The organism is Prauserella muralis (assembly GCF_003202285.1).
GTDB lineage: Bacteria > Actinomycetota > Actinomycetes > Mycobacteriales > Pseudonocardiaceae > Prauserella_B > Prauserella_B muralis.
The window spans coordinates 396,555-419,197 of record NZ_MASW01000007.1 but is presented as its reverse complement, the minus strand read 5'-3'; the positions used below and the strand labels follow the sequence as shown (position 1 = coordinate 419,197).

Here is a 22,643-nt window from a genome sequence, read left to right as displayed (position 1 = left end):
GCGGGCAGCTAGGGTGTCGGCATGCGCAATGCTGGCAAGATCATGATCGTGGCGGCCGTCGCCACGGCCCTCGCGGCGTGCTCGCCCTCGCGTGAGGAGCCCTCGGACGCGCCGCCGGGCGGCGGGCCCGAGCACACGCCCGCGCCGGCGTCGGTGTCGACAGTGCCGTCGGAGTCGGTCGACCACGAGTCCGGCACGGAGAACGCCCAGTCCAACGCGTGCTCCGTCGACGACATCGGCGTCGACATCGGCGGCGAGGCGCCGAGGGTGACGATCCCGCGTGACTGTGCCGCGCCGTCGGAGGTGCTGTTCCGTGACGTGGAGGAGGGCACCGGCGCGGGTGCGGAGCCGCCCATCACGGTGTCGGTCAACTACCAGGTCGTGGCCTGGTCGGACGGCAAGGTCGTGGAGAACACCTTCGAGACCGAGCAGCCGCGGGAGCTCACGCTCGGCCAGCCGCACGAGATCCAGGGCTGGGACGAGGGCCTCGCCGACATCCAGCAGGGCGGCACCCGGCTGATCGTGCTCCCGCCGGACCAGGGCTACGGCGCGCAGAGCGGCAACCCGTACGCCGACGACACGCTCGTGGTGGTCGCCAAGGCGCTCAAGGTCGACACCACCGAGTAGCCGTCGGCCCGGGCAGCCCGGGACGGTGCGAGCCGAAGGGCACCGTGGGTACACATCGCGTACCCGGGGTGCCCTTCGGCTCGCCGGCGGGCGCTAGGGGAGCAGCAGCAGCTTGCCGGTGGTGCGGCGGCCCTGGAGGTCCTCGTGGGCCTGGCGGGCCTCGGCCAGCGGGTACCGGCCGCCGATGCGGACGTCCAGGGTGCCCGCGGTGATGGCGGCGAACAGCTCGCCGGTGCGCCACAGCAGCTCGTCCCGGGTGCGGGTGTAGTCGCCGGTCTTGGGCCGGGTGAGAAACAGCGATCCGCCCGCGTTGAGCCGCTGGGGGTCGATCGGCGGCACCGGTCCGCTCGACGCGCCGAACAGCGCCAGCATGCCGCGCACCCGCAGGCTCGCCAGGCTGCCCTCGTAGGTGTTCTTGCCGACGCCGTCGAACACCACCGAGACGCCCTCGCCGCCGGTGAACTCGCGAACGGCCTCCGTGAAGTCACGCTCGGTGTAGCGGATCACCTCGTCGGCGCCCGCCTGCCGGGCCAGCGCCTCCTTCTCCTCGGTGGACACCGTCCCGATCACCCGCGCGCCGCGGGCCTTCGCCAGCTGCACCAGCAGCAGGCCCACGCCACCCGCCGCGGCGTGCACCAGCACCGTCTCGCCCTCGGACACCCGATACGTCGACGACACGAGGTAGTGCGCCGTGACACCCTGCAGCAACGTGGCCGCCGCGACCTCGTCGGAGACGCCGTCGGGCACCGGCACGGCGATGTCCGCGGGGATGAGCGCGCGCTGCGCGTAGCCGCCAAGCGCTCCCTGCCACGCCACCCGGTCGCCCACGGCGACGCCGGTCACCTCGCCGCCCACGGCGGCGACCGTGCCGGCGCCCTCCATCCCCAGCACACACGGCAGCTCCAGCGGGTACAGGCCGCTGCGGTGGTAGGTGTCGATGTAGTTCACGCCCGCGGCGGCGACGTCCACCGCGATCTCCCGCGCGCCCGGCTCCGCCGTCTCGACCTCCGCGGCCTCCAGCACCTCGGGGCCACCGGTCTGCCGAATCCGAATCGCCGTGGGCATGAGTTCCTCCTCGTGTGCGCTCACTTGTCGTCCGCGGCCCGCTCGTGGCCGCCCCGAACGATCCTCCATAACGGCTGGACGACGTGCACGGGGGCGGGTGTACTCTGCGTGATACGCCCGATGGGGGTCTTCCATCCACTGCCGGAATCCTTTCCCGGCGCGGAGCGCTGGTAATTGATGTGTTAGTGCCTGTCCTGCTCGGCTTCGCCGCGGCCTTCCTGTTCGCCGCCTCGGCCGCGCTCCAACGGCGCGCGGTGATCCAGGTTGCGGACAGTGACCCGGACAGACGGGCCAACACGCACCGTGTACCGGTGGTGTGGCTGGTCCGCAAGCTGCTGCGGAAGCGGCTCTGGCTGGCGGGCTGGCTGACCAACCTGCTCGGCTTCCTCTGCCAGGCCACCGCCCTGCACTTCGGCTCGGTGGCGCTGGTGCAGCCGCTGCTCGTCACCCAGCTGCTGTTCGCGCTGCCCATGGCGTCGGCCGCCGTGCGCCGCTGGCCCCAGCTGCGGGACTGGCTGGCCGCGCTGGCCGTGAGCGGGGGTGTGGCGCTGTTCCTGAGCGTGGAGGGTGCCGCGCCGCTGGCGGGTGCCCCCGACCGCAACCGGCTGCTCATCGCCGTGCTGATCGCCGCGGTCGTGGTCGTCACGCTCGTGCAGCTGGCGCAGAACCGCGGGCCCATGGCCTACGCCGGTTTCATCGCCGCGGCGGCGGGCATCTGCTACGCGATGAGCGCGGGCATGATGAAGCTGACGGCCGACAGCCTGCTCAACGAGGGCATCGTCGCCACCGCGCTGGACTGGCCCGGCTACGTGCTCGCCGCCACCACCCTGTGCGGGCTGCTGCTCGGCCAGCAGGCCTACGGATCCGGCTCGCTGTCGGCGGCCATCGCGGTGATGTCGACGGTCAACCCGGCCGCCAGCTACACGCTGGGCCTGCTGGTGTTCGGCGCGGTGCTGTCCACGGCGCCCGGGCCGCTGGCGGCCAGCGCCGCGGCGGCGTTGTTGCTGGTCATCGGCGTGTTCGGGCTGGCGCACTCACCCACGGTGCGGCAGGAGGCCTCGAGTGCGGCGACACACGGGGTTTACCCCAGCCGGGGTAAGGTCTCGGCTACGGCCGCCACGCGAGGGCATCATAGTTCCGACACGTGCCCGCAGGAGTGAGCGGCGGAGTGAGGCCAGGACCAACCCTGGAGGCATGCCCGTGCACCGTCGATCGTCGTCCCCCGAGCGACATCTGGTCATCGAGATCCCCCACCTGCGCGCGACGATCACCCGTGCGCTGGTCATCGCACTCGAGACCGCGGTGATTCCCACCCTGCTGCTGATGCTGCTGTTGCACTACGTCGGCCTGATCGCCGGGCTCGCCGCCGTGCTCGGCTGGTGCGCCTTCGTGGTCGGCACCCGCCGGATGCTCGGCCGCGGCCTGCCGCAGACCCTGCTGTTGTGCACCGGCATGCTGGCGGGCAAGGCGACCCTCGCGCTGGTCACGTCCAGCGCCGTTGTCTACGTTCTGCAACCCGCGATCGGCTCCGTGCTGATGTTCGTGCTGTTCGTCGGCAGCGCGGCCATGGGCAAGCCGATCACCGAACGGCTCGCGCGCGACTTCGTGCACCTGCCCGCGGAGTTGTTCACCAACAAGACCGTGCGCCGGGTGTTCATCAACGTCGCACTGCTGTGGGGTGGCTCGCGGCTCATCGACGCGGCGATGACGATCGGCTTCCTGCACTGGAGCGTGGAGGCGGGGCTGTTCTCGCGTGGCGTGTTCAGCGGGCTGCTGACGGCGCTGACCATCGCCGTGTGCGCCAGCCACGGCTGGCGCAAGCTGAGCAACCTCCCCGACGTGACGCTGCGGCTCGGTAAGAAGCCGGTGGCCGCCGCCGCGGCCTGATCACCGCCGGTGGGCGCGCCGGTTTTCCGGCGTGGTATACGGTGATGTGCTCACTGTGGGTTCTGCGCGCGGTATCCCGCTGACGCCGGGCCGCATGGCGGGCCTGCTGCGGCAGCCGCGATGGTGGTCCGAGATCTTGCTCGGTCTCGCGGTCTTCGGCGTCTACCTGCTGGTGAAGGCGTTTCCGCTGCCCGCGCACACCGAGCGCGCGCTGGCCAACGGGCGGGACATCCTCGCGGCCGAGCAGTTCCTCGGGCTCGACTTCGAGCTGCCGGTGAACCTGTGGCTCGCCGACCAGGGCTGGCTGCAGGTCGTCGCGAACTACGAGTACGCCTTCACCTACATCGTCACCACCCTGGTGCTGCTGGTGTGGGTCTACCACCGCAGCCGCACCGAGCACTACCCGTGGGTGCGCAACTCGTTCGCGCTGGTCAACCTGCTCGCGCTCGGGTGCTTCTGGCTGTACCCGGTGGCGCCGCCGAGGATGCTGAGCGACGCCGGGTTCGTCGACACGGTCCGCCTCGGCGGCACGTGGGGCTCCTGGGGCTCGCCGATGGTCGACGGCGCCAACCAGTTCGCGGCCATGCCGTCGCTGCACATCGGGTGGGCGCTGTGGGTGTCGGTGGTGCTGGCGCGCCTGTCCGGAGGTGTGCTCGCACAGGTGGGCAGCGCCGTGCACGTGCTGGTGACCTTCGCGGTCATCGTCGCCACCGGCAACCACTACTGGCTCGACGCCGTCGGCGGCGTCGTGGTGGTGTGGGCGGCCGTGGCCCTCGTGGGCAGGCGCGAACGCGGGGTCACCGCCGCCATGACCACGGAGGGCGCCGCGGCGCTGCGCGGGGAGACTCCTGGCGCGCCCCGGCACGGCGGGCTGCTGGCGCTGCTCGACACCTCCCACGCGGTACCGCCGGCGGCCACGCGGATCCGGACGGCGCTCGCGGGAACGACCCTGCCGTGGCTGCGGCGGCGCCCCGTGCGGCCCACGCCCCGGCGCGGCTGGAGCTGGGCGGAGGTCGCCGAACCCGACTGGGACTGGCACGTCCCGGAGTACGACCTGTCCGGGCCGGGAGGACGTCCCGGCGGTACGGCGGCGCTGCACCGGCTGGTCGAGGACCTGCTCGCCGCACCGCTGCCCCGCGACCGGCCGCTGTGGCGGCTGGCCATGGTGCGCGGCTTCGCGGAAGGGCAGGCCGCGCTCGTCGCGCTCACCCACGACGCACTGACCGGCGCCGCCGACCCGGCCGGCGAGCTGATCGCCTGTGCCCGCGCTCACCCGGGGCCCGCCGAGGCCGCCGAGGCTGCCCCCGCCGAGCCGCCCCGGTCCGCAGCACCCGCCGCGCGGCGGTTCGGCACGCTCCTGCTGGACCGCGAGCCGGTGGAGCAGCTGGCGGGGCAGGCAGGTGCCGGGGAGGCCGACGTGCTGCTGAGCGCCGTGGCCGGTGCCCTGAACAGGGTCGCGACGCCGCCGCTGCCACCGGCGGCGCGCGTGTCGGTGGACCTGCCCGGCGCCCGGACCCGGCAGGTCGAGGTGCCGCTCGGCGGGATGCCGGAGCGGGAGCGGCTCGCGGCGGTCGCGGCGGGCAACCTGGTCCCGGGCACGTCCCTCCCGGTGGATGCGGTGCAGCGCGGGACTCCGGCGGCCGGCGCGGAGTACCCGATCGTGCCGCCCGCGCCCGGCGCCGCGCTGGGAGCCGGAGTGCGGGCGCAGGCGGGCGGGCTCGCGGTGGGGGTGGTGACCGACGCGGCCGTCGTGGACGACGTGGAGCGCTTCCTCAAGGAGGTGCGGGCCGTGCTCGACGAGCTGGCCCTAGAATCGCGGCGTGGCTGACACCGAGAGCACCGAGCAGACCCCGGCGGCGCCCAAGGCGCGGCATCTGGCCAGCGCCCGCGCGTTCGTCGCCGAGCACGGCAAGCCGTCGCGGGCCGTGGTGGAGAACATCGGCAGGGCAGGCGCTCGTGTCGTGCTCGTCGGCGCGGACGGCGCGCTGGGCGATGTGGTGGTGCCCAGCGTGGAGACCGGGCAGGCGCTCATCGAGGCCGTCGAGGACCTCGAACCCGCCGAGTGGGACGCCGAGACGGTGGGCATGACGGCGATCGGCGCCACACACCGCCGCCGCATGGCGGGCCCGCTCGCGCGCCGGTAGCACTGCCGAGCCGAAGGGCACCTCGGGTGCACATCAGGTACCCATGGTGCCCTTGGGCTCGGGGCCTGGCGTACGAGTCAGGCGGTGGCCGCGCGGCGGGACGCCAGCCGCTCCGGCTTGGGCCAGCGCACGTTGCGCGCCCAGCCGAGCTTCTCGAACATCCAGATCACGCGCGCCGAGACGTCGAGCTGGCCGCGCAGCACGCCGTGCCGTGCGCAGGTCGGGTCGGCGTGGTGGGAGTTGTGCCACGACTCGCCCATCGACAGGATCGCCAGCGGCCAGAAGTTCGCGGCCTTGTCCCTGCTGGTGAACGGCCGGGAGCCGATCATGTGGCAGACCGAGTTGACCGACCACGTCACGTGGTGCAGGAAGGCGATGCGCACCAGCCCGGCCCAGAAGAACGCGGTTACCGCGCCCCAGATCGACCACGTCGCCAGCCCGCCGATGATCGCGGGCAGCGCCAGGCTCAGCGTGATCCACAGCCAGAAGAACCGGTTGACCACGCGCAGGTCGGGGTCGCCGAGCAGGTCCGGCGCGAACCGCTCGTAGTTGGTGACCTCTCGCTTGAACATCCACCCCATGTGGGCGTGCCAGAAGCCGCGCGCCAGCGCGGTGGGCGAGGTGCCGAACAGCCACGGTGAGTGCGGGTCGCCCTCGCGGTCCGCGAACGCGTGGTGCCTGCGGTGGCTGGCCACCCAGAAGATCACCGAGCCCTGCACCGCCATGCTGCCCGCGATGGCCAGGGCGACCCGCAGCACGCGGTTCGTCTTGAAGGCGCCGTGGGTGAAGTAGCGGTGGAAGCCGACGGTGACGCCGAGTGTCGCCAGCGTGTAGAACACGACGGCGAGCGTCACGTCGATCCAGGTCAGACCCCAGCCCCAGGCGAAGGGGACCGCCGCGACCAGGGCGAGGAACGGAATCAGCAGGAACGCCTTCAGGACGATCATCTCGGCTGTGGAGCGTTCGCCGCCGACGATCGGTTTGGGTTCGGTCTTCGTTCCGGGCGCGCTTGCGGTGGTGCTCATGGTTCGGTGCGACCTCGCATCGGGGGAAAGGGGACGGATCGGTTATCCGGACACAACGTGCTGTCCCGCTCAGCGTAGCGGCGGATGGCCTCGCGCACTGTTCGCGGCGATGACGACCGTATGACGACGGGCGAACAAGGATCTATCGCGCGGCACTCACCTGCGGTTCGGCCCCGGCCGGGGCCGCGCTGACCGCGGGCCCGCGGTCGCGTGCCGCGCACCACAGCGACGCGGTGGCGACGATGACCAGCGCCGAGCCGAGCACGTGGAACGACACGAGCGCCTCCGGCACGCCCAGGGCGTACTGCAGGCTGCCGAGACCACCCTGGGCCAGCGCCACCAGCCACGTGACCGCGTAGCGGCGCCACAACGTCGGCGTGGCGCCGGTGCGCAGCAGCTGCATGCCGAGCATCGCCAGCACCACCAGGTAGACCACGAGCAGGCTGCCGTGCACGAAAGCCAGCGTCTCGATCGGTGCCTGCAGGCGTGGCGTGTCCGGGTCGCCGCCGTGCGGCCCGGCGCCGGTGACCGTGGTTCCGGCCACGAGCACGCCGCCCAGCGCGGCGACGAGCGCGACCAGCAGCACGCGCCCGCTCGCGGGCAGCCGCCAGCGCGGCCGTTCGTCGCCCTCCCCGAACGCGTGCAACAGCAGCACCGCAAGCCACACCAGCACCGTGGAGGCGAGGAAGTGGATCGCCACCGTCCACCACAGCAGCCCGGTCAGCACCGTCATGCCGCCGATCACGGCCTGGGCCACGACACCGGCGGGCATCGCCCACGCCAGCTTGACCAGCCGGGTGCGGCTCGGGTGGTCGAGGAGGATGCGCCACGCGGCGAGCACGCACAGGGCGGCGACGATGCCCACCACGCCGGTGAGCAGCCGGTTGCCGAACTCGATCCACTGCGTCAGCGCGTGGTACTCCGGGTGCTGGACGGGGAACATGCTCCCCTCGAAGCACTGCGGCCACGTCGGGCAGCCCAGGCCCGAGCCGGTGACCCGCACGACGGAGCCGGTGACGCCGATGCCGCCCTGGGTGACGATCGCGGCGACGGCGAGGGCTCGCTGCACCGTCTGCGACGGGTACGGCAGACGGGCGACGAGCGAGGAAAGCTGGCGCAGCACAACTACGAATAGTAGGACGTGGCCGGGACCCTGGCCGCGGGAGGTGCCGACCGGCGGCGGGCACGGGGGCTGAGCCGAAGGTGACCTTGGGTACAGCGGGTGTACCCACGGTGCCCGTGGGCTCGCTGTCGGGAGCCTGCTCAGGTGAGTTTCGTGGTCCGGGTCGCCAGGGCGGCGGCGGCCAGCGCCCACCCGGCGAGGGTGGCGACCGCGCCCCAGGCGAGGGTGCCCTCGGCGAGCGCGTCGTGCAGGCCCTCGGCGAGCGCACCCGACGGCAGCAGCACCACGATGTCGGCGAGCACGCCGGGCAGCGCCTCCGGGGCCATGAGGATCCCGCCCGCCAGCAGCAGCACGAACCACACGATGTTCGCCAGGGCCAGCACGGCCTCCGCGCGCAGCGCGCCGCCCAGCAGCACGCCGAGCGCGCCGAAGCTGAGCGTGCCCACGACCAGCAGCAGCACCGCGTAGCCGAGCCCGGCCGCCGACGGCGACCAGCCGAGCAGCGCGGCGACGATCCCCAGCACGAGCGCCTGCAGCGCCACCACGACGAGCGCGGCGACGAGCCGCCCCGCCACGAGCAGCCACGGCGGCAGCGCCGTGGCCGACAGCCGCTTGAGCACGCCGTAGCGGCGGTCGAAGCCGAGTGCGATGGCCTGACCGGTGAACGCCGAGGACATCACCGCGAGCGCGAGGATGCGCGGCGTGACCCAGTCCACCCGGGACTGGTCTCCCAGCTCCCCGGTGGGCAGCACGTCCAGCAGGCTCAGCCCCACCAGCAGCGCGAGCGGGATCAGCAGCGTCAGCAGGATCTGCTCGCCGTGGCGCAGGGTGAGGCTGGTCTCCAGCCGGGCGTGCGCCAGCAGCATGCGCCCGCGCGGTCCCGCACCGGGCGCCGGGGTGAACGTGCCCGGCTGGAACCGGGCGCCCGTCGTGGTCACGAGCGCAGCTCCCGTCCGGTCAGCTCGAGGAAGACCTCTTCGAGGTCCCGCCTGCCCACGTGCAGCTCCTCGGCGAGCACGCCCTGCTGCGCACACCAGGACGTCACCGTCGACACCACCTGCGGGTCCACCAGCCCGGCCACGCGGTAGGCGCCCGGCGACGACTCCCGGACCAGGTAGCCCTCGGGCAGCGCGGCCCGCAGCAGCTCGGTGTCCAGGCCGGGCCGGGCCCGGAACCGCAGCTGTGCGTCCTCGGCGTGCTCGGCGGTGAGCGCGTTCGGAGAGCCCTGCGCGATGACCGCGCCGTTGTCGACGATGACGACGTCGTCGGCGAGTGTCTCGGCCTCCTCCATCAGGTGTGTGGTGAGCAGCACGCTCACGCCGTCCGCGCGCAGCGCGCCCAGCAGCTCCCACACCAGCCTGCGGGCCTGGGGGTCCATGCCCGAGGTCGGCTCGTCGAGGAACACCAGCTCCGGCCGCCCGACCAGCGCGCAGGCCAGCGAAAGGCGCTGCTGCTGGCCACCGGAGAGACGCTTGAACGGGGTCCGCCGCGCGCCGTCGAGCCCGAGTACGTCCAGCAGCCAGGCCGGGTCGAGCGGGTGCGCCGCGCAGGCCGCCACGAGCCGCAGCATCTCCTCGGCCCGCACGCCGGGGTAGGCGCCGCCGCCCTGCGGCATCACGCCGATGCGGGGGCGCAGCGCCGCGCGGTCGCGTGCCGGGTCGAGCCCCAGCACCCGCACCGTGCCCGCGTCGGGGCGCAGGAAGCCCTCGCACACCTCGACGGTGGTGGTCTTGCCCGCGCCGTTGGGCCCCAGCACGGCCAGCAGGATGCCCTGCGGCATCTTCAGATCCAGGCCATCGACCGCGGTGGTGGGCCCGAAGCGCTTCACCAGCCCGGTGATCTCGACGGCGGCTGCTGTCACGGGAGTCAAGACTAGTGCGTGGTCCGGGAGGTGCCCCCGCGAGGTGATCGGCGCCGACACGCTGCCTGCGGCGGCGAGGTCAGTGGGCGTCGGCGGGCGTGCCGCGCGACTCCCTGCGCAGCAGCAGCGGCGCGGTCCGCCAGACCACGATCAGCGCGCCGACGATGATGATCGCCCCGGCGAAGTAGGCCTGGTGCTGGATGTAGGAGCGGCCGTCGAACGGGCTGCCCGTCGGCGGGATGAGCACGGCGAGCACCGCGCTGACGACCGTGGCCGCGACCCGGAACCGGGAGGTGCCCGCGGAGGCGGCCAGCGGGATGACCGCCCACAGCAGCCACCACGGCTGCATGGCGACGTGCAGCATCATGAACGCGCCGAGCGAGACGCCGAGCCCGATCATCGGCCGGTACCGCCAGCGCAGGCTCTCCCACAGGAACTTGACGGTGATGGCCCCGGCCACCACGTAGCCGAGCACGGCGAGGATGGCGATGATCGAGGCGGTGTGGTTGCCGAGGCCGAGCGCGATGCCGACCACGCCGCCCAGCTGGCCGAGCTCGGCGACCGGGGCGATCCAGTTCCACAGCTTCGCCGGGGTGTCCAGCGCGCCGACCCAGCCGTAGTCCAGTCCGGTGCCGAACGTCACCGCCGACATCACCACGGCGCACACGACGAACATCGCCCCGCCTGCCCGGACGAGGTCGGTGAACCGGCCGTACCAGCGCCGGGCGATCATCACGGCGAAGAACCCGAGCGCGACGACGGCGTGCACCTTGATGGTGGCGGCCAGCGTGATGATGACCGCGCCGAGCAGGATGTAGCGCAGCTCGCCCCTGGCCAGCGGCGGCGGCGCGTCGCCCGCGACGCGGTAGGGCAGCCTGCGCAGGCCGAGCTCCAGTCCGGCGAGCATGAGCCCGATGCCGAGCGCGTCGTTGTGCGCACCGGCTACCAGGTGGAAGAGCACGAGCGGGTTGGCCGCGCCCAGCCACAGCGCCGTGCTCGGGTGCACGCCGAAGCGTTCCGCGAGCCGGGGCAGAGCCCAGACGATGAGGCCGAGGCCGAGCAGGGTCAGCAGCCGGAACAGCAGCACGCCGTCGGCGACCTCGTTCCCGGTGGTGCCGGTGATCCAGCTGCCGATCTTGAGGAACAGCGGGCCGTAGGGCGCCGGAGTGTCGCGCCACATGTTGGCCACACCCGCGGTGAGCGGGTCGGCCACGCCCAGCGCCTGGGCCGGGCCCATCGCGTACGGGTCCATGCCGCGGGCGACGATCTCGCTCTGTGCCAGGTAGGCGTAGACGTCGCGGGAGAACAGCGGCGGGATCACCGCCAGCGGGACGATCCACATCGCGAGCGTGCGGTGCAGCTGCCCCTTGCTGACCAGTCTGGTCCTTCCCGGCCGGGCGAACCGGCCGAGCAGCAGCCAGCCGATGATGAGCATGCCCATGCCGGTGAAGCCGATCGCCAGCGACACGGTCGGGATGCGGGCGAACAGCCGCAGCACCGGGATGTCGAGCACCGGGTTCAGGATCGGCGCCGCGCCGGCCCCGAGCGAGCTGAACGCGAGGAACAGCGCACCGACCGTGCCGAACCGGCGCAGCACGCGCAGCGCGCGGTTCTCCTCGGCGGTCAGCGGCTCCGGTTCGGCCGGATGGAGGGGCGAGCGCGCCGGGAGGGCAGCGCCGACGGCAGGCAGGTCGTCGGCGTGCTCCTGGGTCCCCTTGCCTAAAGCCACGAGCGAAGCGTATCGACAACCCCTCGGACGTGAGTCCGGTCACTCGGTTTTCGTGGTGCTTTGCTGTCGCGGCCGAAATACGACACACTTATGTTGTGAAAAAGAAGGACGCTCTCGACCAGCACGGCGGCACCCAGCCGCCCGCTGCCGCGGGCGTCCCTGCCCAGGTGACGGCCGAGGGCCGCACGCGTCACGAGGTCGCTCGGCTGCTGCTGGAGCAGGGGCCGATGACGGCGGTCGCGGTCGCCGAGCAGCTGGGTATCAGCCCGACGGCGGTGCGCAGGCATCTCGATGTGCTGCTCGCCGACCACGAGGCGGAGACGAGGGAGGCACCCCGTCGCGGGCCACGCGGCCGGGGACGGCCCGCCAAGCTCTTCCTGCTCACCGAGCAGGGCAGGGCGCGGTTCGGCCACGCCTACGACGACCTCGCCGTCGCCGCCGTCCGGTTCCTCGCCGAGCACGCGGGCGAGGACGCGGTGCGGGCGTTCGCCGAGCGCAGAGTCGCCTCGCTCGTCGAGCCGTACCGCGAGGCGGTCACCCGTGAGGGCGAGCCTGCATCGAGGGCCGAGGCCCTGGCCACGGTCCTGACCAGGGAGGGCTACGCTGCGTCGACCCGACAGGTCGGCTCCGGCGAGCAGCTCTGCCAGCACCACTGCCCGGTCGCGCACGTCGCAGCGGAGTTCCCGCAGCTGTGCGAGGCGGAGACCGAGGCATTCGCCAGGTTGCTCGGCACGCACGTGCAGAGACTGGCGACCATCGCGCGCGGCGACGCCGCGTGCACCACGCACGTGCCCGCCGACACGTCGGGTAACGAAGCACGAACTCCGGATGGAGGGACTACCGCATGACTGCCGCTGCCGAGCAGCGCAATCCCACCACGGCGCCACTGACCCAGGAAGAGACCATCGACTCCCTGGGCAAGTACGCCTTCGGCTGGGCCGACCCGGACACCGCGGGCGCCGGTGCCCGGCGCGGGCTCAACGAGGACGTCGTCACGGACATCTCCGAGAAGAAGTCCGAGCCGGAGTGGATGCGCGAGGCGCGCCTGAAGGCGCTGAAGCTCTTCGAGCGCAAGCCGATGCCGAACTGGGGCGCCGACCTGTCGGGCATCGACTTCGACAACATCAAGTACTTCGTGCGTTCGACGGAGAAGCAGGCCACGAGCTGGGACGAGCTGCCGGCGGACATCAAGAGCACCTACGACAAGCTCGGCATCCCCGAGGCGGAGAAGCAGCGCCTCATCGCCGGTGTCGCCGCGCAGTACGAGTCCGAGGTCGTCTACCACCAGATCCGCGAGGACCTGGAGAAGCAGGGCGTGCTGTTCCTCGACACCGACACCGGCCTGCGCGAGCACCCCGAGCTGTTCAAGGAGTACTTCGGCTCGGTGATCCCCGCCGGTGACAACAAGTTCTCCGCGCTGAACACCGCCGTGTGGTCGGGAGGCTCCTTCATCTACGTGCCGCCGGGCGTGCACGTCGACATCCCGCTGCAGGCCTACTTCCGGATCAACACCGAGAACATGGGCCAGTTCGAGCGGACGCTGATCATCGTCGACGAGGGCGCCTACGTGCACTACGTCGAGGGCTGCACCGCGCCGATCTACAAGTCGGACTCGCTGCACTCGGCCGTCGTGGAGATCATCGTGAAGAAGGGCGGCCGCTGCCGCTACACGACGATCCAGAACTGGTCGAACAACGTCTACAACCTGGTCACCAAGCGCGCCAAGGCCGAAGAGGGCGCGACCATGGAGTGGATCGACGGCAACATCGGCTCCAAGGTCACCATGAAGTACCCGTCGGTGTTCCTGATGGGCGAGCACGCCAAGGGCGAGGTGCTGTCGGTCGCGTTCGCGGGCGAGGGCCAGCACCAGGACGCCGGCGCCAAGATGGAGCACCTCGCGCCGCACACCTCCTCGACGATCGTGTCGAAGTCGGTGGCGCGCGGCGGGGGCCGCACCTCCTACCGCGGCCTGGTGAAGGTGGCCAAGCGGGCGCACCACTCGCGCTCGACGGTGAAGTGCGACGCGCTGCTGGTGGACACCATCTCGCGCTCGGACACCTATCCCTACGTCGACATCCGCAACGACGACGTGTCGATGGGCCACGAGGCCACGGTGTCCAAGGTCAGCGAGGACCAGCTGTTCTACCTCATGTCGCGCGGCCTCACCGAGGACGAGGCGATGGCGATGGTGGTGCGCGGGTTCGTCGAGCCCATCGCGCGGGAGCTGCCGATGGAGTACGCGCTCGAGCTGAACCGGCTGATCGAACTGCAGATGGAAGGAGCCGTCGGCTGACATGACGGTGACGGACGACAACGTTGCCAGCACAGCCGCTGCCGCGGAGGCCACCGTTCCGGCGGCCTCCCGCGGCGAGCGGTTCTCCTCCTACGACGTCGAGGCCTTCGAGGTCCCGAGCGGGCGGGAGGAGAACTGGCGGTTCACGCCGATGAAGCGGCTGCGGGGCCTGCACGACGGCTCCGCGCCCGCCACCGGCGAGATCGAGATCGACGCCGAGCCCGCGCCCGAGGTTCGCGTGGAGACCGTGGGGCGCGACGACGAGCGGATCGGTGCGGCCGGCAGGCCGAGCGACCGCATCGCCGCGCAGGCCTACTCCTCCTTCGAGAAGGCCACGCTGGTGACGGTGCCCACGGAGACGAAGGCGTCGGCGCCGACCGTGGTCCGGCTGCACGGTCCCGGGGAGGGCAAGACCGCCTACGGGCATGTCCAGGTGCGCGCCGAGGCGTTCGCCGAGGCGGCGATCGTGCTCGACCACGTCGGCTCGGGCACCTACGCCGACAACGTCGAGTTCGTGCTCGGCGACGGCGCCCAGCTCACCGTGGTGAGCGTGCAGGACTGGGCCGACGACGCGGTGCACGTCTCCGAGCAGCACCTGCGGCTGGGCCGCGACGCCAAGCTCAAGCACATCGTGGTCACCCTCGGCGGCGACCTGGTGCGCGTGAGCCCGACGGCCACGTTCGCCGAGCCCGGTGGCGACGTCGAGATGCTGGGCCTGCACTTCGCCGACGCGGGCCAGCACCAGGAGCACCGGCTGTTCGTCGACCACGCCGTGCCGCACTGCAAGTCGAACGTGCTGTACAAGGGCGCGCTGCAGGGTGACGGCGCCCATTCGGTCTGGATCGGCGACGTGCTGATCCGCGCGGCCGCCGAGGCCACCGAGACCTTCGAGCTCAACCGCAACCTGGTGCTCACCGAGGGCGCGCGGGCGGACTCGGTGCCCAACCTGGAGATCGAGACCGGCGAGATCACCGGCGCCGGGCACGCGAGCGCGACGGGAAGGTTCGACGACGAGCAGTTGTTCTACCTGCAGTCGCGGGGCATCGCGGAGGAGCAGGCGCGCAGGCTGGTCGTGCGCGGGTTCTTCCACGAGATCCTCATGAAGATCGACATCCCCGAGGTGCGCGAGCGTCTCGAGGCCGCGATCGAGGCGGAACTGCAGGCCGTCGGCGTCTGAAGCCACCACCCGAACCTGAACTGACGAGAGAAACGAAGAGGCATGAGCTCACTGGAAATCAAGGATCTGCATGCTGACGTCGTCACCGACGAGGGCAGCAAGGAGATCCTGAAGGGCGTCAACCTGACGATCCGCTCGGGCGAGACCCACGCGATCATGGGCCCGAACGGCTCCGGCAAGTCGACCCTGTCCTACGCCATCGCCGGGCACCCGAAGTACGAGGTGACCTCCGGCGAGGTGCTGCTGGACGGCGAGAACGTGCTCGAGATGTCCGTCGACGAGCGCGCCCGCGCGGGCCTGTTCCTGGCCATGCAGTACCCGGTCGAGGTGCCCGGCGTCTCGATGTCGAACTTCCTGCGCTCGGCCGCCACGGCGGTGCGCGGCGAGGCCCCGAAGATCCGGCACTGGGTCAAGGAGGTCAAAGAGGAGATGGGCAAGCTCGACATCTCCGCCGAGTTCGCCGAGCGCAGCGTCAACGAGGGCTTCTCCGGCGGCGAGAAGAAGCGCCACGAGATCCTGCAGATGGCGCTGCTGAAGCCGAAGTTCGCCGTGCTGGACGAGACCGACTCGGGTCTGGACGTCGACGCGCTGCGCGTGGTGTCCGAGGCCGTCAACGAGTACAAGGCGAACAACGAGGTCGGCGTCATGCTGATCACGCACTACACGCGCATCCTCAAGCACATCCACCCCGACTTCGTGCACGTCTTCGCCGGGGGCCGGATCGTCGAGTCGGGCGGCAAGGAGCTGGCCGACCAGCTGGAGGAGAGCGGCTACGTCGGCTACATCGGCAAGGCCGAAGCCGCCGCGGTCTGAGGAGGCTCGGGTGACCACCACCGCTGGCCCGCTCGACGTCACCGCCGTGCGGGCAGATTTCCCGATTCTGTCCCGCACCGTGCGGGACGGCAAGCCGCTGGTGTATCTGGACTCCGGCGCGACGTCGCAGCGGCCGACGCAGGTGCTCGACGCCGAGCGGCGGTTCCTGGAGACGTCGAACGCGGCCGTGCACCGCGGTGCGCATCAGCTCGCCGAGGAGGCGACCGAGGCCTACGAGGGCGCTCGCGAGAAGATCGCGGCGTTCGTCGGCGCCACGCCGGGCGAGCTGGTGTTCACCAAGAACGCCACCGAGGGCATCAACCTGGTCGCGTACGCGATGAGCAACGCGGCGACGGCCGGTGACGAGGCCAAGCGGTTCGTGGTGGGTCCCGGCGACGAGATCGTGGTCACCGAGATGGAGCACCACGCCAACCTCGTGCCGTGGCAGCAGCTGTGCCAGCGCACCGGGGCGACGCTGAAGTGGTTCGGCGTCACCGACGAGGGCAGGCTGGATCTGTCCAGGTTGGACGAGGTGATCACCGAGCGCACCAAGGTGGTGGCCTTCGTGCACCAGTCCAATGTGCTCGGTACGGTGAACCCGGTCGAGCCGCTGGTGCGCAGGGCCCGCGAGGTGGGTGCGTTCGTGCTGCTCGACGCCTGCCAGTCCGTGCCGCACGGCTTGTCCGGGCAGGGCCCGGTGAACCTCGGCGAGCTGGACGTGGACTTCGCGGTGTTCTCCGGGCACAAGATGCTCGGCCCTTCCGGCATCGGCGTGCTGTACGGGCGTCGCGAGCTGCTCGAGGCGATGCCGCCGTTTCTCACCGGTGGCTCGATGATCGAGCTGGTGCGCATGGAGGGTTCGACGTTCGCCCCGCCGCCGCAGCGGTTCGAGGCGGGCGTGCCGATGACCTCGCAGGCCGTCGGTCTCGGTGCCGCGGTGGACTATCTCAACGCGATCGGGATGGACCGCGTGGCCGCGCACGAGCACCTGCTCGCCGAGCGGGCGCTTGCCGGGCTCAAGGAACTGCCGGGCGTGCGGATCATCGGCCCGCGCGACACCACCGACCGCGGTGCCACGGTGGCCTTCGTCATCGACGGCGTGCACCCGCACGACGCCAGCCAGGTGCTGGACAGCCTTGGCGTCGCCGTACGGGTCGGGCACCACTGCGCGTGGCCGCTGCACCGCTCGTGCGGCATCCCGGCCACCGTGCGCGCGTCGTTCTACCTCTACAACTCACTGTCCGAAGTGGATGCCCTCGTCGACGGCGTCCGCGAGGCGCAGCGGTTCTTCGGGGTGGCGTGATGGATCTGGGCAGCATGTACCAGGAGATCATCCTGGACCACTACAAGAACCCGCACCGGCGCGGCCTGCGGGAGCCCTACGACGGCGAGTCGTTCCAGGTGAACCCGACCTGTGGCGACGAGGTGACGCTGCGGGTGAAGCTGTCCGACGGCAAGGTCGCCGACGTGTCCTACGAGGGGCAGGGCTGCTCGATCAGCCAGGCCTCGACGTCGGTGCTGACCGATCTCGTGGTCGGGCACAGCGTCGAGGAGGCGTTCGCGACGATGGACGCCTTCGTCGAGCTGATGCAGGGGCGTGGCCAGGTCGAGCCGGACGAGGACGTGCTGGAGGACGGGGTCGCGTTCGCCGGGGTGGCGAAATACCCTGCGAGAGTGAAGTGCGCGTTGCTCGGCTGGATGGCGTTCAAGGACGCCGTGGGCCGGACGTCGACGAACGACGAGGTGGAAGCATCATGAGTGAGACCGAAACCGAGACGCCGGAGCACCGCGAGGGCCGCACCGCCGCCGACCTGCCGGAGCAGACCCAGCCGTCGGCGGGCGAGGTCGCCAGGATCGAGGACGTCGAGGAGGCCATGCGCGACGTGGTCGACCCCGAGCTCGGCATCAACGTGGTCGACCTCGGGCTCGTCTACGACATCCGGGTGGAGCAGGACAACACGGCGACCATCGACATGACCCTGACGTCGGCGGCGTGCCCGCTGACCGACGTGATCGAGGACCAGACGGCGTCGGTGCTCACCGGCGGCGCCGGGGTCGTCAAGGACTTCCGGATCAACTGGGTCTGGATGCCGCCGTGGGGCCCGGAGAAGATCACCGAGGACGGCCGCGAGCAACTGCGAGCCCTCGGCTTCACGGTCTGACCCGCGGACCCGCGAGTCCTGCATTCAGACCCGCGAGTCCTGCGGTCAGACCCGCGAGTTCTGCGGTCAGACCCGCGAGTCGCGCCTTCGCGTCCGTGCTGCCCGCGCGGTGCGGCTTTGCGGTGCGTCCGCTACGGCGCTCCTGAGTGCAGAACTCGCGATCCTGAGTGCAGAACTCGCGGGCTTGAATGCAGGACTCGCGGGCTTGAGTGCAGGACTCGCGGGCTTGAGTGCAGGACTCGAGGTCAGAGGGCGTCGTACAGGGTGGCGAGCAGGGTTGCCGCCCTGGTGTCGGTGTCCTCGGCGCGCAGTTCGTTGGTGACGAACGAGAAGCCCAGCTGGGCTTGCGGCCACGCTCCGTGCCTGCCGCCGCCCGCTCCCGAGTGCCCGAACGCCACCTCGGCGGGACCGTAGGTGCCGATCGGGTCCGCCAGCTCGAAGCCCAGCCCGAAGCGCAACGGCCGGTCGTTGAGGGCGTCCACGCCCTCCGACCAGGTCCGCGACGCCCGCGCCAGCGCGGCCTGCTGCGCGACGTGCCCCGCAGCCAGCAGGTCGTACAGGGTCGCCATCGACAGTGCCGTGCCGGTGGCACTGGCCGCCGCCAGCTCCGCCCTGCGGTAGCGAGCCGAGTTCACCAGCTCGTCCGAGTCGAGCAGGCCCGCGTACATCCGCTCCACGATCCGCCTGCGCTCCGGGTCGTCGAGGAACGTGCTGATGCGGTAGTCCGGCGCACGCACGAGCCGGGCCACCCGCGCGTCCAGCTCCGGCGGCGTGCCCAGGTGCAGATCGAGGTCGTGCGGGCGCGCCAGCACCTCGCGCACCAGCGCCCCGGCCCCGCGTCCCGTGGTGCGGCGCAGCAGCTCGGCCACCAGGTAGCCGTAGGTCAGCGGATGGTAGGCCACCCGGGAACCGGGCGTCCACAAGGGACTCTGCCGCGCCAGCATGGCCGCACAGACGGCGGTGTCCAGCAGGTCGTGCTCGGCGTCCACAAAGGGCAGACCTGCCGTGTGCGACAGGACCTGCCCCACCGTCGCCTCCGCCGTGAACTCCGGCCAGTACGCGCGCACCGGAGCCTCCGGGTCAAGCACGTCCAGCGCCGCCACCACGGCGGCCACGACGCCCTTGGTGCCGGAGAACAGCACGCACAACGTGTTGCGCTCCCACGGCGTACCCGCATCCGGATCGGCGAGCCCGCCCCACAGCTCCACCACGGTCTCGCCCCGCCGCACCACGGAGAACGCCGCGCCACCGCGGGCGTGCGCGACGATCCCGGCGAAGACGTCGCGCACCGCCTCGAAACCGGGCGCCACGGTGCCGTGCACGTCCACGATCACATCCGGGGTGTGTTGGCGAGCAGTTCCCGCGTGTAGGGGTGCGCCGGGTCGGTCAGCACCTCGTCCACGGGCCCCGACTCGACGATCTCGCCACCCTGCAGCACGGCGATCCGGTCGGCGATGTGCCGTGCCAGCGCGATGTTGTGCGTGACGAACAGCATCGCCGTACCCAGTTCCTCACGCAGCTCGCACAGCAGGTCGATGATCGTGGCCTGCACCGAGACGTCCAGCGCGGAGGTCACCTCGTCGCACAGCAGCACCCTGGGCGTGGTGACCAGCGCCCGCGCGATGGCCGCCCGCTGCCGCTCGCCACCGGAGAGCTGGTCCGGCAGCCTGCCCGCGAGCGCCGGGTCCAGCCGCACCCGCTCCAGCGTCGCGGCCACCCGCTCGCGCCGCTGCGCCCGGTCCAGGTCGGTGAGCATCTCCAGCGGCACCTCGACCGACTGCGCGATCGTCCGGCGCGGGTTCAGCGAGGAGTACGGGCTCTGGAACACGTACTGCACGGCCCGCAGCTCCTCGGCGGTGCGCCGCCGGGTCGAGGCGGCCAGTGGCCGCCCGTCGAGCGCCACCGTGCCCGTGTACCGGTCGTTGAGCCCGGCGACACAGCGCGAGAGCGTCGTCTTGCCCGACCCGGACTCGCCGAGCAACAGCAGGCATTCGCCCTCGCCCACGGTCAGGCCGACGTGGCGCAGCACCGGGCTGCCGCCGAAGGCCACCGACAGCTCCCGCACGGCCAGCGCGGGAGTGGCCGAGCCTTCCGGGGCCCGCCTCGCCTGCTCGCCGCCTCCGTCGAGGTCGGGGACCGCGTCGATCAGCTCGCGCGTGTAGGTGTGCTGCGGTCTGCGCAGCACCTCCTCGGCGGTGCCCGCCTCGACGATCTCGCCGCCCAGCATCACCGCGACCCGGTCGGCGATCGAGGCGACCACGGCGAGGTCGTGCGTGATGTAGAGGGCCGCGACGCCGTGCTCGGCGGTCAGCTGGGCGACGGTGCGCAGCACCAGTGTCTGCGTGGTGACGTCCAGGCCGGTGGTGGGCTCGTCCAGCACCACGACGCTGGGCCTGCACGCGAAGGCCATCGCGATGCCCACGCGCTGCTGCTGCCCGCCGGAGAGTTCGTGCGGGTAGCGCCGCTGGTACGCCTCATCACCGGGCAGCCCCACCTCGGTGAGCACCTCGGCCACCCGCGCGGCCCGCTCCGCGCCGGAGGCGCCGTAACCGTGGGCCTCGAGCACCTCGGCGATCTGCCTGCCCACCCGCAGCGCCGGGTTGAGCGACAGCGCCGGGTCCTGCGGGATGTAGGCGACCGTGGTGCCGCGCAACGACCGGCGCTGCCGCTCGTCCAGCTCCAGCATCGGCACGGGGTCCCCGTCGCGCGGGCACGCGGTCACCGTGCCGCCCGCGGGCACCAGGCCGCGCCGGAAGTGGCCCAGCGCGGCCAGCCCCGCGGTGGTCTTGCCGGAGCCGGACTCGCCGACCAGCGCCAGCACCTCGCCCGGCGCGATCTCGTAGGACACCCCGCGCAGCACGGGCGTGCCCGTGACCGTTTCGACGCGCAGGTCCGCCACGACGAGCGCGTGCCGGACGGCGACCTGGGTTGTCACGCCACGACCTCCTTCTCCCGGCCCGCCGCCGCGGACGCCAGTGAGTCGGTGATGAGGTTGGTGCCGACGGTCAGCACCGCGATCGCCAGCACCGGCAGCAGCACGCCCCACGGCTGCACGACGAGCGCGATGCGGTTCTCGTTGATCATCAGGCCCCAGTCGGCGGCCGGGGGCTGCACGCCGAGGCCGAGAAACGACAGCGACGCGACGTAGCCGATGGAGTAGGTCAGCCGCAGGCCCAGCTCCACCATGAGCGGGCCGGTGATGTTGGGCAGCACCTCGCGCAGCAGGATCCGCCACCGGGGCATCGCGTACATCTGCGCGGCGCGGATGAAGTCGCTGCCGGCGACCGCGACCGTCGCCTGCCGCGCCACGCGCGCGACGCGCGGCGCGTGGGTGATGCCGATGACCACCACGAGCAGCCAGCCCTGCGGGCCGAGCATCGCGATCGCCAGCAGCGCGAACACCAGCTGCGGGAACGACAGGAGCACGTCGTTGCCCCGCATGATGACGCTGTCGAGCCTGCCGCCGCTGTACCCGGCGACCATGCCCAGCGCGGTGCCCAGTACCACGCCCAGTGCCGTGGCGAGCGCGGCGTAGAGCAGCAGGGTGGCGCCACCGGCGAGGAACCGGGTGAACACGTCCCTGCCGAGCCCGTCGGTCCCGGCCGCGCCGTCGGGCCGGAACGGCTTGCCCGCGAAGGCGGTGGTCTCGTGGCCGGTGAGCCAGGGGCCGAGCCACGGCCCGAGTACGGCGAGCAGCACCACCGCCGCCGTGAGGACCAGCCCGATCCGGGCCTGGGGCAGCGCCAGGGCCCTGCGGAACACCGTGGACTGCGTGCTCATCGCGACACCTCGCTGCGCAGCTTGGGGTTGGTGAGGATGCCGACGATGTCGGCGAGCAGGTTGACGACGATGTAGACGGCGGCGATCAGCAGCGTGATCGCCTGCACGACCTCGACGTCGCGGTTGTTCACCGCGTCGATGAGCGCCTGCCCGACCCCGGGGTAGCGGAACAGGAACTCGACCACCACGACGCCGCCCGCCAGCCAGGCAAGCTGGATGGCGATCACCTGCGCCACCGGGCCGATCGCGTGCGGCAGGGCGTGCCGCGTGATCACCAGCCGCTCCGGGATGCCCTTGAGCCGCGCCATCTCGACGTAGCCGCTGTCGAGCACCTCGCTCATCGTCGCCCGCATCATCCTCGTGATGTAGGGCGCGACGACGAGCACGAGCGTGAGCACGGGCAGCACCAGCTGGCTCGGCCGCGACCACACCGGCTCGCCGGGCGGAGCCAGCGTCACCGACGGCAGCAGCGGGAACACGGTCGTGGACAGCAACACCACCAGCGCGACACCGATGACGAACTCCGGCAGCGCCGCCACCACGAGGCTCGCACCGGACACGGCATGGTCGGCCCTGCGTCCCCGGCGCAGCGCCGTCCAGGTGCCCAGCGCCAGCCCGGCGGCGGTGCTGATCACGGCGGCGAGCACCAGCAGCACCAGCGAGGCGGCGATCCGGCCGCCGAGCAGCTCGGCGACCGGTCCCTGGCTCGCCGTGGAGGTGCCGAGGTCGCCCGTGACCACCCCGCCCAGCCAGTTCAGGTACCGCTCCCACACCGGTGCGTCGAGGCCGAGCTGCGCGTGCAGCGCGGCGATGCGCTCGGGCGTGGCCTGCTGGCCGAGGATGGCGCGCGCCGGGTCGCCGGGCAGCAGCAGGGTCGCGACGAACACCAGCAGCGTCACCAGCCACAGCACGGCGACGCTGATGACGAGCCTGCGTGCGATCAACCGGACCATCCCG

The 22,643-nt window shown here is 71.9% G+C and carries 22 protein-coding genes; 12 read left to right on the top strand and 10 right to left on the bottom strand.

The window, feature by feature from the left end:
- The first annotated feature begins 21 nt into the window (after positions 1-21).
- The gene (locus BAY60_RS31575; RefSeq protein WP_112285057.1) at positions 22-627 is read left to right on the top strand and encodes an FKBP-type peptidyl-prolyl cis-trans isomerase; all 606 of its coding nucleotides are present in this window, start codon (positions 22-24) and stop codon (positions 625-627) included.
- Positions 628-720: 93 nt separating this feature from the next.
- On the opposite strand, the gene BAY60_RS31570 is transcribed toward BAY60_RS31575, so the two are convergent.
- Positions 721-1,692, bottom strand: coding sequence for a quinone oxidoreductase family protein (locus BAY60_RS31570; protein WP_112285586.1), 972 nt, complete (start codon positions 1,690-1,692; stop codon positions 721-723).
- A gap of 179 nt (positions 1,693-1,871) precedes the next feature.
- Here BAY60_RS31570 and BAY60_RS31565 point away from each other — a divergent pair, with 179 nt between their 5' ends.
- Genes BAY60_RS31565 through BAY60_RS31550 form a run of 4 tightly spaced genes read left to right on the top strand, consistent with a single transcriptional unit; the run spans position 1,872 to position 5,723 of the window.
- Positions 1,872-2,852: a DMT family transporter gene (locus tag BAY60_RS31565; protein ID WP_112285056.1), complete on the top strand. Its 981-nt coding sequence runs from the start codon at positions 1,872-1,874 to the stop codon at positions 2,850-2,852.
- 34 nt (positions 2,853-2,886) lie between these two features.
- Positions 2,887-3,579 (top strand): DUF3159 domain-containing protein, encoded by a 693-nt coding sequence (locus tag BAY60_RS31560; RefSeq protein WP_112285055.1) that lies wholly within the window; start codon positions 2,887-2,889, stop codon positions 3,577-3,579.
- Positions 3,580-3,634: 55 nt separating this feature from the next.
- Positions 3,635-5,407 (top strand): phosphatase PAP2 family protein, encoded by a 1,773-nt coding sequence (locus BAY60_RS31555; RefSeq protein WP_146771117.1) that lies wholly within the window; start codon positions 3,635-3,637, stop codon positions 5,405-5,407.
- Positions 5,400-5,723 (top strand): hypothetical protein, encoded by a 324-nt coding sequence (locus BAY60_RS31550; protein WP_112285053.1) that lies wholly within the window; start codon positions 5,400-5,402, stop codon positions 5,721-5,723. Before BAY60_RS31555 ends, BAY60_RS31550 begins: the two co-directional genes overlap by 8 nt.
- 77 nt (positions 5,724-5,800) lie before the next feature.
- Here the strand turns inward: BAY60_RS31550 and BAY60_RS31545 are convergent, their stop codons facing one another.
- The 5 genes from BAY60_RS31545 to mptB all read right to left on the bottom strand — a co-directional run bounded on the left by BAY60_RS31545 (position 5,801) and on the right by mptB (position 11,422).
- Entirely contained in the window at positions 5,801-6,748 is a 948-nt protein-coding gene (locus BAY60_RS31545; protein WP_112285052.1) for an acyl-CoA desaturase, read from the bottom strand.
- A 142-nt stretch (positions 6,749-6,890) separates the two neighbouring features.
- Positions 6,891-7,871 (bottom strand): COX15/CtaA family protein, encoded by a 981-nt coding sequence (locus BAY60_RS31540; RefSeq protein WP_245992896.1) that lies wholly within the window; start codon positions 7,869-7,871, stop codon positions 6,891-6,893.
- A 140-nt stretch (positions 7,872-8,011) separates the two neighbouring features.
- Positions 8,012-8,737, bottom strand: a complete 726-nt coding sequence (locus BAY60_RS31535) for an ABC transporter permease (RefSeq protein ID WP_112285584.1) — start codon at positions 8,735-8,737, stop codon at positions 8,012-8,014.
- 68 nt (positions 8,738-8,805) lie between these two features.
- Positions 8,806-9,732 carry an ABC transporter ATP-binding protein gene (locus BAY60_RS31530; protein ID WP_112285051.1) on the bottom strand — a complete coding sequence of 309 codons (927 nt, stop codon included), beginning with the start codon at positions 9,730-9,732 and terminating at the stop codon, positions 8,806-8,808.
- A gap of 79 nt (positions 9,733-9,811) precedes the next feature.
- The gene (gene mptB, locus BAY60_RS31525; protein WP_112285583.1) at positions 9,812-11,422 is read right to left on the bottom strand and encodes a polyprenol phosphomannose-dependent alpha 1,6 mannosyltransferase MptB; all 1,611 of its coding nucleotides are present in this window, start codon (positions 11,420-11,422) and stop codon (positions 9,812-9,814) included.
- 134 nt (positions 11,423-11,556) lie between these two features.
- Here mptB and BAY60_RS31520 point away from each other — a divergent pair, with 134 nt between their 5' ends.
- From BAY60_RS31520 to BAY60_RS31490, 7 genes are read left to right on the top strand one after another with little or no spacing between them, the layout of a single operon-like run.
- Positions 11,557-12,309 carry a helix-turn-helix transcriptional regulator gene (locus BAY60_RS31520; protein ID WP_170160627.1) on the top strand — a complete coding sequence of 251 codons (753 nt, stop codon included), beginning with the start codon at positions 11,557-11,559 and terminating at the stop codon, positions 12,307-12,309.
- The gene (sufB, locus tag BAY60_RS31515) at positions 12,306-13,754 is read left to right on the top strand and encodes a Fe-S cluster assembly protein SufB (RefSeq protein ID WP_112285049.1); all 1,449 of its coding nucleotides are present in this window, start codon (positions 12,306-12,308) and stop codon (positions 13,752-13,754) included. The genes BAY60_RS31520 and sufB overlap by 4 nt, the downstream gene beginning before the upstream one ends.
- A gap of 1 nt (position 13,755) precedes the next feature.
- On the top strand, positions 13,756-14,931 hold the full coding sequence (gene sufD, locus BAY60_RS31510; protein WP_112285048.1) for a Fe-S cluster assembly protein SufD: 1,176 nt from the start codon (positions 13,756-13,758) through the stop codon (positions 14,929-14,931).
- A 42-nt stretch (positions 14,932-14,973) separates the two neighbouring features.
- Positions 14,974-15,744, top strand: coding sequence for a Fe-S cluster assembly ATPase SufC (gene sufC, locus BAY60_RS31505; protein ID WP_112285047.1), 771 nt, complete (start codon positions 14,974-14,976; stop codon positions 15,742-15,744).
- 10 nt (positions 15,745-15,754) lie between these two features.
- The gene (locus BAY60_RS31500; RefSeq protein ID WP_112285046.1) at positions 15,755-17,047 is read left to right on the top strand and encodes a cysteine desulfurase; all 1,293 of its coding nucleotides are present in this window, start codon (positions 15,755-15,757) and stop codon (positions 17,045-17,047) included.
- Positions 17,047-17,502 (top strand): Fe-S cluster assembly sulfur transfer protein SufU, encoded by a 456-nt coding sequence (gene sufU / locus BAY60_RS31495; protein WP_112285045.1) that lies wholly within the window; start codon positions 17,047-17,049, stop codon positions 17,500-17,502. Before BAY60_RS31500 ends, sufU begins: the two co-directional genes overlap by 1 nt.
- Complete coding sequence (locus BAY60_RS31490) at positions 17,499-17,906, top strand: metal-sulfur cluster assembly factor (RefSeq protein WP_112285044.1); 408 nt, start codon at positions 17,499-17,501, stop codon at positions 17,904-17,906. The genes sufU and BAY60_RS31490 overlap by 4 nt, the downstream gene beginning before the upstream one ends.
- Before the next feature lie 245 nt (positions 17,907-18,151).
- Here the strand turns inward: BAY60_RS31490 and BAY60_RS31485 are convergent, their stop codons facing one another.
- Genes BAY60_RS31485 through BAY60_RS31470 form a run of 4 tightly spaced genes read right to left on the bottom strand, consistent with a single transcriptional unit; the run spans position 18,152 to position 22,639 of the window.
- On the bottom strand, positions 18,152-19,240 hold the full coding sequence (locus tag BAY60_RS31485) for a serine hydrolase domain-containing protein (protein ID WP_342769799.1): 1,089 nt from the start codon (positions 19,238-19,240) through the stop codon (positions 18,152-18,154).
- A complete protein-coding gene (locus BAY60_RS31480; RefSeq protein ID WP_112285043.1) occupies positions 19,237-20,841 on the bottom strand; it encodes an ATP-binding cassette domain-containing protein in 1,605 nt (534 codons plus the stop codon). The genes BAY60_RS31485 and BAY60_RS31480 overlap by 4 nt, the downstream gene beginning before the upstream one ends.
- Positions 20,838-21,686 carry an ABC transporter permease gene (locus BAY60_RS31475; RefSeq protein WP_112285042.1) on the bottom strand — a complete coding sequence of 283 codons (849 nt, stop codon included), beginning with the start codon at positions 21,684-21,686 and terminating at the stop codon, positions 20,838-20,840. The genes BAY60_RS31480 and BAY60_RS31475 overlap by 4 nt, the downstream gene beginning before the upstream one ends.
- Complete coding sequence (locus BAY60_RS31470; RefSeq protein WP_112285041.1) at positions 21,683-22,639, bottom strand: ABC transporter permease; 957 nt, start codon at positions 22,637-22,639, stop codon at positions 21,683-21,685. The genes BAY60_RS31475 and BAY60_RS31470 overlap by 4 nt, the downstream gene beginning before the upstream one ends.
- Positions 22,640-22,643 lie beyond the last annotated feature (4 nt).

What these genes read in the sequence shown, in the direction of transcription:
- BAY60_RS31575 (WP_112285057.1), top strand. Translation starts at nt 22, where the DNA reads ATGCGCAATGCTGGCAAGATCATGATCGTGGCGGCCGTCGCCACGGCC.
- BAY60_RS31570 (WP_112285586.1), bottom strand. Translation starts at nt 1,692, where the DNA reads ATGCCCACGGCGATTCGGATTCGGCAGACCGGTGGCCCCGAGGTGCTG.
- BAY60_RS31560 (WP_112285055.1), top strand. Translation starts at nt 2,887, where the DNA reads ATGCCCGTGCACCGTCGATCGTCGTCCCCCGAGCGACATCTGGTCATC.
- BAY60_RS31545 (WP_112285052.1), bottom strand. Translation starts at nt 6,748, where the DNA reads ATGAGCACCACCGCAAGCGCGCCCGGAACGAAGACCGAACCCAAACCG.
- BAY60_RS31535 (WP_112285584.1), bottom strand. Translation starts at nt 8,737, where the DNA reads ATGCTGCTGGCGCACGCCCGGCTGGAGACCAGCCTCACCCTGCGCCAC.
- sufB (WP_112285049.1), top strand. Translation starts at nt 12,306, where the DNA reads ATGACTGCCGCTGCCGAGCAGCGCAATCCCACCACGGCGCCACTGACC.
- sufD (WP_112285048.1), top strand. Translation starts at nt 13,756, where the DNA reads ATGACGGTGACGGACGACAACGTTGCCAGCACAGCCGCTGCCGCGGAG.
- sufC (WP_112285047.1), top strand. Translation starts at nt 14,974, where the DNA reads ATGAGCTCACTGGAAATCAAGGATCTGCATGCTGACGTCGTCACCGAC.
- sufU (WP_112285045.1), top strand. Translation starts at nt 17,047, where the DNA reads ATGGATCTGGGCAGCATGTACCAGGAGATCATCCTGGACCACTACAAG.
- BAY60_RS31490 (WP_112285044.1), top strand. Translation starts at nt 17,499, where the DNA reads ATGAGTGAGACCGAAACCGAGACGCCGGAGCACCGCGAGGGCCGCACC.
- BAY60_RS31475 (WP_112285042.1), bottom strand. Translation starts at nt 21,686, where the DNA reads ATGAGCACGCAGTCCACGGTGTTCCGCAGGGCCCTGGCGCTGCCCCAG.
- BAY60_RS31470 (WP_112285041.1), bottom strand. Translation starts at nt 22,639, where the DNA reads ATGGTCCGGTTGATCGCACGCAGGCTCGTCATCAGCGTCGCCGTGCTG.